Origin of the sequence: Corynebacterium sp. HMSC05E07 (assembly GCF_001807225.1) — a bacterium.
Lineage (GTDB): Bacteria > Actinomycetota > Actinomycetes > Mycobacteriales > Mycobacteriaceae > Corynebacterium > Corynebacterium singulare.
The window spans coordinates 1-9,247 of record NZ_KV788278.1 but is presented as its reverse complement, the minus strand read 5'-3'; the positions used below and the strand labels follow the sequence as shown (position 1 = coordinate 9,247).

Sequence of the window (9,247 nt, the reverse complement as noted above, 5' to 3'; positions counted from 1 at the left end):
CACCGGCATCGGCTACATCCCACCCTGGGGACTGCCGATTACCGCCACACCCGAATACCAACAAGCGGTGGCCAGACTCACCGCCGAACAACCACCCGACACGAGCTAACCACCCACACCACACACCGAAACCCGCCAACCACAGCATGGTTGACGGGTTATACGGCGTGCTTGAGTTAGTGGCCGGTACCGATTTCTAGGTGCATGCCCGGAACCGAGTTGATGAGGTTGCGGGTGTAGTCCTGCTGGGCGTTGTTGAAGATGTCATCGGCGGTGCCCTGCTCGACGGCCTGGCCCTTCTTCATGACCACGATGTCATCGGCAGTTTGCCGGACCACCGCGAGGTCGTGCGTGATGAAGAGGTAGGAGAGGCCAAGCTCAGACTGCAGCTCCGCCAGCAGTTGGATGATCTGGTTCTGCACCAGCACGTCCAAGGCGGACACGGCCTCATCAAGGACGATGACCTCCGGGTTTAACGCCAACGCGCGGGCGATGGCGATGCGCTGGCGCTGGCCACCGGAGAGCTCGTTGGGGTAGCGGCGCATGGCAGAGCGCGGCATGGAGACCATGTTGAGCAGCTCCGCCACGCGTGCCTCACGCTCCTTGCGCGAGCCCACCTTGTGCAGCGCTAGGGGTTCTTCGATGCACTTGTAAATCGAGTACATCGGATCCAGTGAGCCATAGGGATTCTGGAAGACCACCTGCATCTTGCGGCGGAGGTCGAAGAGCTCCTTCTTGGACAGCGACGAGGTGTCGCGTCCTTCGAATTCGATGGTTCCGGAGGTCGGTTCCAAAAGCCCCAGCACCATGTTGGCCACCGTGGACTTACCGGAACCGGACTCGCCCACGAGCGCCATCGTGGTGCCCTTGCGGATGTCGAAGGAGACATCATCGACGGCCTTGAGGTTCTTCTTCTCTCCACGCTGGCCGCGGATGTTGAATTCCTTGGTCAGGTTGCGTACCGAAATTACTGGCCCCGCAGCGCCAGACGCTGCGGCACCTTGCGCGGTCGACTGGGCAGATAGAGGCACGGCGGAGCCGGGTTCGACGGTGGTTTCGGCGGCGTTAGCCTCGCCCGTCTTAAGCTCCTTGGCCTCCACGCCGGCCTCCTTGGCGGCGCGGATGCGGGAGGAGGCGAGGGAGGGGGCGGCGTCGACAAGCCGGCGCGTGTACGGGTGCTGCGGCGAACGCAGAATCTCACGTGACGGGCCTGATTCCACGATGCGTCCGCGGTGCATCACGATGAGGTGTTCCGCGCGCTCCGCCGCCAAACCCAGGTCATGGGTAATGAAGAGCACCGCGTTGCCGAGCTCTTCGGTGAGGTGCTCGAGGTGATCCAGGATTGTCTTCTGCACCGTCACATCCAGCGCGGACGTGGGCTCATCGGCGATGAGCAGCTTCGGGCGCGCAGCCAAACCAATGGCGATGAGCGCGCGCTGGCGCATACCGCCAGAGAATTCGTGAGGGTACTGCTTGGCGCGGCGTTCGGCGTCGGGAAGCCCGGCCTCCTCCAGCAGCTCCACTACGCGCTGGTGACGCTCGGAGCCCTCCACCACATTGTTGGCCTTGAGGGATTCCTCTACCTGGGTGCCGATGCGCCACACCGGGTTGAGGTTGGACATCGGATCTTGCGGCACGAGGCCAATCTTGTTACCGCGCAGCGCCTCGAACTGCTTGTTGTTGTAGTGGGTAATGTCCTCACCCTCGAAGAGGATCTGGCCGCCGGTGACCTTACCGGTGCCCGGCAGCAGGCCCAGGATGGACATGGCAGTCGTGGACTTACCGGAACCGGACTCACCCACAATGGCCACGGACTGGCCCGGGTAAATGGTCATATTGACGCCACGCACCGCCTCAACCACGCCGGTGGAAGAGGTGAAGGAAATCTGGACGTCCTTCATTTCAAGAAGTGGGTTCATTAGCGCTTCCTCGCCTTCGGATCGAGTGCGTCGCGGACGACGTCACCCATCATGATGAAGCTCAACACGGTCAGGCCCAGGGCACCGGCCGGGTAGAACAGGACTGCCGGGGCAACACGCAGGGAGGCCTGCGCGTCAGAAATATCGCCGCCCCAGGACACGAACGTCGGCGGAAGGCCAATGCCCAGGAAGGACAGGGTTGCCTCCGCCACGATGTAGGTGCCCAGTGCCACGGTGGCGTAGGAGATGATGGGCGCGGCGGCGTTCGGCAGGATGTGGCTGAAGAGGATGCGCCAGTTCGACGCACCGATGGAGCGCGCGGACTGCACGAATTCCTCGTTCTTGATGGAGACCACCGCACCGCGCGTAATGCGGGCGATGGACACCCAGCCGAACAGGCCGAGAACCAGGACCACGGTGATGATGGTGCGGTGCTCCTTGAACATCTGCATGACCACGATGGCGGCCAGCACCAGCGGGATGGCGAAGAAGATATCCGTGATACGGGAGAGTACAGAGTCAATCCAGCCGCCAAAGAAGCCGGCGATGGCGCCGATAAGCGAGCCCAGAATCACCACGAGGATGGTGGTGAGCACGCCCACGGCTACCGACGCCCGCGCACCGTAAATCACACGCGCATAGATGTCGCAGCCCTGGCGGTTGAAGCCGAAGGGGTGGCCTGGCTCTGCAGGGGCGAGGGACTTGGACAGCTCGCACAGGCGAGGATCCGTGTTGGTGAACAGGCCAGGGACAACGGCCATGAGGACAGCCACGAGGATCATGACGGCCGCGATCCAGAACAGTGGGCGGCGGCGCAGGTAGCGCCAGGCCTCGCCCCACTGGGAGGAGGGAGCGGATTCGTCCTTGACAGCGTCGACGGCGCCGAGACCCGTCTCGTCGGTTTCGGAGACGAAGTGCTCTTGGCCCGGGTAATGGGTGGTTTTCTCGAAGTTAGGCATAGCGGATCCTCGGATCAAGTACGGCGTAGAGGAGGTCAACAAGCAGGTTGGCAATGATGTAGATGATCACCAGAACCGTCGTGAAGGAGACGATCGTTGTCGGCTCACCGCGCAAGATGGCCTGGTACATGGTGCCGCCGACGCCGTTGATGCCGAAGATGCCTTCGGTAACAATCGCGCCGGTCATGAGCGCACCGATGTCGGCGCCGATGAAGGTGGCCACCGGGATGAGGGAGTTGCGCAGCACGTGGCGGCGGGTCACCGCGCCGTTGGACAGGCCCTTGGCGCGGGCGGTGCGCACGTAATCGGCGCGCAGGTTCTCCGCCACGGACTGGCGGGTCAGGCGGATGACATACGCCAGCGAGAGGGCGCCGAGCACCATGGCGGGCATGAGCAGCGACTTCACCGAGGCGTTGGCCCCGACGGTCACCGGTAGCACGCCCCATTTAATGCCCACGATGTACTGGAAGACGAAGCCGATGACGAAAGACGGCACGGCGATGACGAGCAGCGAGATGACCAGCACGGTGGAATCGAAGAAACCACCGCGGCGCATGCCGGCAACAACGCCGAAGAAGATGCCAAAGATGGACTCAAAGATGATCGCCATGATGGTGAGCTTGACGGTGACGGGGAAGGCATTGGCCATCACCTGGGTCACGGGCACGCCAGAGAAGGTGGTGCCGAAGTCCAGCATGAAGATGCCCTTGATGTAGAGCAGGTATTGGATGATGAACGGCTTGTCTAGGTTGTATTCCGCTTCGATGCGGGCGCGGGCAGCCTCGGTGAGGCCGCGGTCGCCGCCGAGGGCCTCGACGGGGTCGCCGGGCATCAAGAAGACGAGTGCGTAGATGAGCAGGGTGGCTCCGAAGAACACCGGGATCATCTGGAGCACTCGGCGCCCGATATAGCGCAGCATAGTGTGGTCCTTTACTCGTTGTGGGCAGGTGCTTGTCGACGCCCTCCTTAACAGGGCATCCACGTAGCTCATAAGAATTTTAGTGTGTGATCCATGCCGTTGAGAAATCTATAGGGCGTTTCGGATCACACCCTGGGGTAAAACGCGGGGCGACCCCCGCTGCCGGGGGCCGCGGGGGTCAGGCGAAGGAACGGCGGTGCGCGTTACTTCTTGGTGATGTTGTAGTACACCGGCTGGGACTTCCAGGAGAAGACAACGTTGTCGACGTTCTCGGAGTAGCCGCCGGTGGCGTTGGAGTACCACAGCGGGATGGCCGGCAGATCCTGGAACAGGACAGCCTGGGCCTCGTTGTACTTCTTGGTGGCCTCATCGTCAGACTTGGCGGTCAGAGCTTCCTCGAGGAGCTTGTCGAACTCGGGGTTGGTGTAATCACCGTCGTTAGAGGAACCACCGGTCTTGTACAGCGGGGCAAGGAAGTTGCCCTGGCTCGGGTAGTCTGCCTGCCAACCGGTACGGAAGGCGGTCTTGATGGTGCGGTTGGTGACTTCATCGCGCAGGGACTTGAAGTCCGGGTACGGAGCGCCAACGGCTTCGATGCCGAGGGTGTTCTTGATGGAGTTGGCGGTGGCGTCTACCCAGCTCTTGTGGCCGCCGTCGGAGTTGTAGGCGATCTCCACGCTCGGGTTGTCCCACTTCTTGATCTTGTCCGCTTCGGCCCAGAGCTTCTTGGCCTTTTCCGGGTCGTACTTGAGGACCTCGTTGCCCTCAATGTCCTCGGAGTAGCCCGGCAGAACCGGGGAGGTGAAGTCCTTGGCCGGGGTGCGGGTGCCCTTGAAGATGGTTTCGGTGATCTCCTCGCGGTTGATGGCGTGGGAGATGGCCTGGCGGCGCAGGGCGCCTTCCTCGCCGGAGAAGTGCTCGAGGTTCTCACCCAGGGTGAAGGACTGGAACACGGCGGTCGGCTGGTTGACGGCGCGCTCGCCGAGGTCGGTCTCGTAGACGTCGAAGGCGGAGTCCGGGACGGCATCGAGGACGTCCAGGTTGCCGGAGAGCAGGTCGGCGTAGCCGGCATCCTGGGAGGCGTAGAAGACGAACTTGATGCCGTCGTTCTGCGGGGTTTGGCCGCCCTTGTATTCCTCATTCGGAACGACGGTGGCGTCCTGGTTGTGGTTCCACTCGGCGAGCTTGTATGGGCCGTTGGTGATTGGGTTCTGGCCGTAGGCGTCCATGTCGTCGTACGCAGACTCGTGGAGCGGGTAGAACGCGCTGTAGCCCAGCTGTGCCGGGAAGTCCTGCTCAGGGCTGTTGAGGGCGATGGTGAAAGTGTGGTCATCGACAACCTTGAGGCCTTCAAGCTTCTCGACGCCCTCCTTAAAGCCCTTGATGTTGGAGAAGAAAGACGCATTGAGCTGGTCGTTCGCTACGGCGTAGTTCCACGCATCAACGAAGTTGTTCGCGGTGACCGGGGAGCCATCGGAGAACGTGGACTCCTTGAGCGTGACGGTGAACTCGGTGTTGTCCTCGTTCGGCTCGATGGATTCGGCGAGCTCGTTCTGTGCTTCGCCCTCGCCGTCGTAGTAGACGAGACCGGAGTAGAGGGAATCAACGATACGGCCGCCGCCGGTCTCGTTGGTGTTCGCCGGAATCAGCGGGTTCTGCGGCTCGGAGCCGTTAACGATGACGTAATTGTCACCGGCCCCAGAACCGGAAGCGGAGCTGGAGTCATCGCCACCGCATGCCGCGAGGGTGAGCGGCAGGGAAGCGACAGAAAGGACGGCAAGCGTCTTCTTGAGCGTCATGTGGGTCTTAGACCTCCGTGGTGCGAAAGATGTAGAAAACCTGTGGTTTCGGTTTGCTACGAAGCTACCGCGTGGCTTGCCTTACATACAAGGAATCGAAAAATATGCCCTGTGATAAAAGCTATAGTTCGCTAGATATTTTCCTACAACCTGCGTTTTCCTCGGAGAATAAAAAAAGTACCCCACCCCCTGTGTGGGGTAGGGCACTGCTTGTCAGTGTATGTTACGTACTTCGCATCCACTGGAGGAGTGTCTGAGTAAATCCATGAGGGTTTTCCAAGAAAGGAAGATTCTTGGTTCCGGGAATGGTTGTTGCCGTGAAACCCCCGCGGCAGCGTCGTGCCGCACGCCGCGCGACCGGGCGCCAGAGCAGCTGATCGGCGTGGACGAACAACACCGGTGCGGACACCGTCAGGTCGAGCCAGCTCAAGGGCACCACGGCCGTGCGGAGGCGGTGGTTCCACAAAATACCGCGGCGCACGTTACCAATCTGGGAGGCCGCAACCCTTAAACGCAGCGTCTCCTCGCGCTCTTCGCCGGCAAATGAGCCCAACGCGTCAAGATCCAGCTCCCTGCGATAGGTGGACTCCCGCATGAGCAGGCTTGGAGCGTGCAGCCAACCCAAGCGGCACAGCGTCGAACGCAGCACAAGCCACCCGAAATCCCAGGGTCGGGCAGCTACCGCGCGGCGCAGGTCTGCTGGGTGTGCGGCGGAAATCGAAACCAGCCCGCGCACACGCTCAGGGCGCTCGGTGGCCAGCGCCCATGCCACCGCACCACCGGTATCGGTGCCGACAATGAAGGCGTCATCGTGCCCCAGCGCTCGGATTACGCCACTGACATCACCCACCGCAACGCGGATGTCTTGGCCTGGCTCCAGCGGAGGCTTGTCCGACATGCCGAAGCCGCGCATGTCGAGGGCGGCGACGTGGAAGCCGGCGTCGGCAAGCAGTGCGATGACCTCCCTAAAGTCGAACCATCCGCCGAAAGATCCGTGCAACAGCACGACGAGGGGATTGTCCGGATCACCGGCGGTTGCCGCGTGGAGGCGGATACCGCGCGTGTGGAGAAACTCATGCTCAAAGGGGCCATCGAGTTCCACCACGGAGGGGGACAGGGAGGTCATTGCCGCAGGCCTTTCTATAGACGAAATCCGCCCCACAGCGAGGTTGTGCGCTTGGGGCGGGGAGGAGGAGAGAGAAAGGACCCTAAAGATTTAGGTGTAGAGGCCGCGCTCGATGGACTTTTCGGCCTTGCCCGGAACCAGCTTCTTAAGTTCCTTCGTGGACTCAATGGTCTTCTCCGGTGCCTTCACCTGCTTGATCTGCTTGAAGCCGATAAAGGCCACGATGGCGGCGAGGACCACCATGATCAGGAAGACAATGAGGAAGGCAGCCCAGCGGTCAAGCCACTTCGCCAGCAGCTCCGCCAGGAAGAAGAAAAAGAAGAAGGAGCTGTACAGCGCCACGGTGCCGGCAACGCCAAACATGCCCGCACCGATGCCGCCCTTCTTGGCGGACGCAGCGAGCTCAGTCTTAGCCAGCTCAACCTCGGAGCGCACCAACTGGGACATCTGCTCGGTGGCATTGGAGACCAGCTGGCCGATGGATGCTTCGCCGCGGCGGGAGGTGTCGGCATCGCTCAAGGGGATGCTGTCGACCTTCGGGGCGAACTGGTTGGACCCGTCAGTGAATAGTCCGTCGTTGCTCACGGTTAAAAACTCCTACTGTTTTGTCGCAATCTATATCGGCCATAGTAATGAACTTTTCAGAGTTCATGTGGTGCGGCCCGCAATTATGGGTACGGCGTTATTGTAATGGGTATGCCTAGTTCTGACCCGCTGACCCCGCTGATGACCCTATCTGGGGTAGAGGAAGGTGCTGCTGCGGCGGTCGATGCCATCGCCCGAGTCCACCGCCGGCCCGCGGGTCTGCGCAAGTTCGAGGTCATCTCCTCAGAGTCCTTGCTGCGTGGGGCGCGGGCGTGTGCGGCGCTCGACGGCGCGCCGCTCGCGCTTGACGGAGTCCCCCCAACCGTCAGCGCCTACTCCCTCCTTGCCCCGGAGGTGCAGGCCTCCACCGTGCGCACCTTTGCGCGCGCTCCGCTGCAGGTCTTGGCCCGAATCGACGTCGCTGCGGGCGGTCCCGGGCGTCCCGCACGTGACTCGGCCGTGGCCCAGGCGCTGGCGCAGCTCATCACGCGCGGCGCCGGCGTGGATTTTGACCGACTACTGCCGGTGGTGCTTCATGCCGAGATTGCCGCGCGCTCGCTCTTCGGTGAAAACAGCACCGTCGTGGCCCTCGTTGCCGCGCGGGCGTCGGCTATCCACACCGGCTTTGATCCCCGTGGTTTCGCCGTGCCCGAGACCTACCTCAACCGGCATCGCGCCGCGTACCGTGAGGCGCTGTCTGCCTACACTGAGGGCCCCGCGGAGCTGCTCACACTTCTGTATGACGCATGGACCGCTGGCGCGGAGGAGGCTGACGGCATTGCTCGCGCGGCCTGAGCCTGACGCGCAGACCTAGTCCGCGCGTTGCCGCGCCAGCAGCACGCCACCCACCACAAGTGCTGCCACCCCAGCCACGACTGCTGAGCCGATGCCCACCTCTTTGGCGCTGGGCGCGGTAAACAGCGGCACCGGATGCTTGAAGGTGCGCGTCTCCCAGCCGTTGTCCGCTGCATGTTTCTTCAGCAGGCGGTCGGGATTGACCGCGACGGGGTGGCCCACCTGCTCCAGCATCGGGATGTCCGTGGCGGAATCGGAGTAAGCAAAGGATGCATTGGGGTCGACGTTGAGCTTCGTGGCCATACGGGCTAAGGCTTCTGCCTTCGCGCCGCCTTTGCAATAGAACAGTATTTCCCCGGTGAAGCGGCCGTCTTGCTCGGCGAGCTCGGTGGCTACGACGTGTTCGATGCCCAGCTCCTGTGCGATGGGCTCGACCAGCACGCTTGCCGACGCCGAAATGATCACCACCTCGTGGCCGGCGGCACGGTGGGCGTCGATAAGCGCACGTGCCTCCGCATAAATGGCGGGGGTGACCACGGTGTGCATGGTCTCCACCGCGATGTCGTGGACCTCCTTGACCGACCATCCAGCCACCATGGCGGCTAGCTGGTCGCGGGTGGCATCCATGTGCTCACTGCTGTGCCCGGCAAGCATATAACTGGCCTTGGCGAGCGATAGTTGTAGCGCCTCGGTGTGCGTAATGAGACCGTTATGCATGAACTCGCGGCCGAAGGCATAGGCCGAGGAGGTGGCAATGATGGTTTTATCCAAGTCGAAGAACGCAGCGATTCGAGTGCTATCGCTGGGGGTAACGGGATGTTCAATCATGGAGAAATGCCTGCCAATATGCGTGCGGATTACGCTGCTCATCGTAGCCAGTTAGCAGCGCACAGAGGGAGAAGGCAGGCGATCTTAGAAGATTCTCAAGGAATATTGCGTCGTGCTGTTGTCATCTTTTCCCAGCCGTGCCATAATGTGTGGTGCAAGGCCCCGATATACAGTGCGGCCTGCCCCGGCGCACCCCCCCGATGCCGGGTTACAGATGGCCCGCGCACACCCCCCCCGAGGCGCGGGCCATCACCTATTTCTGCCGAAACGGCGGTTGCCCGTTTTCAGGCTTAAGGGACATTTCGTGTGGATTTGCG

The 9,247-nt window shown here is 62.1% G+C and carries 8 protein-coding genes; 1 reads left to right on the top strand and 7 read right to left on the bottom strand.

What is annotated here, in order from left to right; genetic code table 11:
- Positions 1-176 precede the first annotated feature (176 nt).
- From HMPREF3149_RS12295 to HMPREF3149_RS12270, 6 genes are all read right to left on the bottom strand, one after another.
- A complete protein-coding gene (locus HMPREF3149_RS12295) occupies positions 177-1,919 on the bottom strand; it encodes a dipeptide ABC transporter ATP-binding protein (protein ID WP_070538497.1) in 1,743 nt (580 codons plus the stop codon).
- On the bottom strand, positions 1,919-2,878 hold the full coding sequence (locus HMPREF3149_RS12290) for an ABC transporter permease (protein ID WP_070538495.1): 960 nt from the start codon (positions 2,876-2,878) through the stop codon (positions 1,919-1,921). Before HMPREF3149_RS12290 ends, HMPREF3149_RS12295 begins: the two co-directional genes overlap by 1 nt.
- A complete protein-coding gene (locus HMPREF3149_RS12285) occupies positions 2,871-3,797 on the bottom strand; it encodes an ABC transporter permease (RefSeq protein ID WP_042528981.1) in 927 nt (308 codons plus the stop codon). The genes HMPREF3149_RS12290 and HMPREF3149_RS12285 overlap by 8 nt, the downstream gene beginning before the upstream one ends.
- A 203-nt stretch (positions 3,798-4,000) precedes the next feature.
- Positions 4,001-5,596 carry a peptide ABC transporter substrate-binding protein gene (locus HMPREF3149_RS12280; protein ID WP_070538493.1) on the bottom strand — a complete coding sequence of 532 codons (1,596 nt, stop codon included), beginning with the start codon at positions 5,594-5,596 and terminating at the stop codon, positions 4,001-4,003.
- 223 nt (positions 5,597-5,819) lie between these two features.
- Positions 5,820-6,722, bottom strand: coding sequence for an alpha/beta fold hydrolase (locus HMPREF3149_RS12275; RefSeq protein WP_070538491.1), 903 nt, complete (start codon positions 6,720-6,722; stop codon positions 5,820-5,822).
- Between the two features lie 90 nt (positions 6,723-6,812).
- The gene (locus HMPREF3149_RS12270; protein ID WP_042528987.1) at positions 6,813-7,307 is read right to left on the bottom strand and encodes a phage holin family protein; all 495 of its coding nucleotides are present in this window, start codon (positions 7,305-7,307) and stop codon (positions 6,813-6,815) included.
- A gap of 105 nt (positions 7,308-7,412) precedes the next feature.
- Here HMPREF3149_RS12270 and HMPREF3149_RS12265 point away from each other — a divergent pair, with 105 nt between their 5' ends.
- Positions 7,413-8,102, top strand: coding sequence for an oxidoreductase (locus HMPREF3149_RS12265; protein ID WP_070538489.1), 690 nt, complete (start codon positions 7,413-7,415; stop codon positions 8,100-8,102).
- A 15-nt stretch (positions 8,103-8,117) separates the two neighbouring features.
- Here HMPREF3149_RS12265 and HMPREF3149_RS12260 read toward each other — a convergent pair whose 3' ends face one another.
- Positions 8,118-8,930: an HAD family hydrolase gene (locus HMPREF3149_RS12260; RefSeq protein WP_070538487.1), complete on the bottom strand. Its 813-nt coding sequence runs from the start codon at positions 8,928-8,930 to the stop codon at positions 8,118-8,120.
- Positions 8,931-9,247 lie beyond the last annotated feature (317 nt).